Source organism: Propioniciclava sinopodophylli, assembly GCF_004324755.1.
GTDB classification, from domain to species: domain Bacteria; phylum Actinomycetota; class Actinomycetes; order Propionibacteriales; family Propionibacteriaceae; genus Propioniciclava; species Propioniciclava sinopodophylli.
Genome location: NZ_SDMQ01000043.1, coordinates 1 through 601, shown reverse-complemented (window position 1 = coordinate 601; position 601 = coordinate 1). Strand labels below are relative to the sequence as shown.

2 protein-coding genes are annotated in these 601 nt (G+C 64.9%); both read right to left on the bottom strand.

The window, feature by feature from the left end; translation table 11 throughout:
• Nucleotides 1-29: 29 nt before the first annotated feature.
• On the bottom strand, nucleotides 30-377 hold the full coding sequence (locus ET989_RS14685; protein WP_131170294.1) for a type II toxin-antitoxin system HicB family antitoxin: 348 nt from the start codon (nucleotides 375-377) through the stop codon (nucleotides 30-32).
• Nucleotides 377-571 carry a toxin HicA gene (locus tag ET989_RS15735; RefSeq protein ID WP_421958232.1) on the bottom strand — a complete coding sequence of 65 codons (195 nt, stop codon included), beginning with the start codon at nucleotides 569-571 and terminating at the stop codon, nucleotides 377-379. The genes ET989_RS14685 and ET989_RS15735 overlap by 1 nt, the downstream gene beginning before the upstream one ends.
• Nucleotides 572-601: the final 30 nt, after the last annotated feature.

The window sequence follows — 601 nt, the reverse complement described above, 5'->3', positions numbered from 1 at the left end:
GCGGCAATTGCGGATGTTCCAGAGGTGGCTCAGGAGGCCTCTGAGAGGCGTTGCACGACGTACTGGTTGAGGCTGAGGTGCTCTTCGGCAGCTTGGATCGCGAGGCGGCGGTGCAGGCTTTCCCCGACCCGGAGGTTGAACTTGCCCGAGTAGCTCCGCTCCGACAGCGGTTCGGGGACGGCCTCACTCTCCGCCACCAGGTCGGCCACGGTGTCTGCGATCAGGTCAACCAGCCCCTGCAGGGCAGCTGGCTGGGAGTCGGCGAGCCACGACAGCGAGGGGAACTCGGCGCAGGTGGCGACGAACTCGTCGTCTTCGACCGACCACGTCACTCGGTAGGTGTAGCGGGACACGTCGGCCGTTTCGGTGTGGGACATCACTTCGCCTCCTTCTTGTCGATCGCGGCCAGCACCTGCCGCACCTGGTAAGGCTTGGCCTGGCCGTTGCTGTTCTGGATGTTCACCCGCGGATCACCGGGCCAAGGGGTCTTGAACACCGCGTGTGATCCGCCGTTTCTGCGGGGCGGACCGAAGTAGTGCTCGCAGACCTTGTGGAGGTCGTCGTAGCGCACGTTCTGTGGGTTCTTCCGTATCGCTGCCAG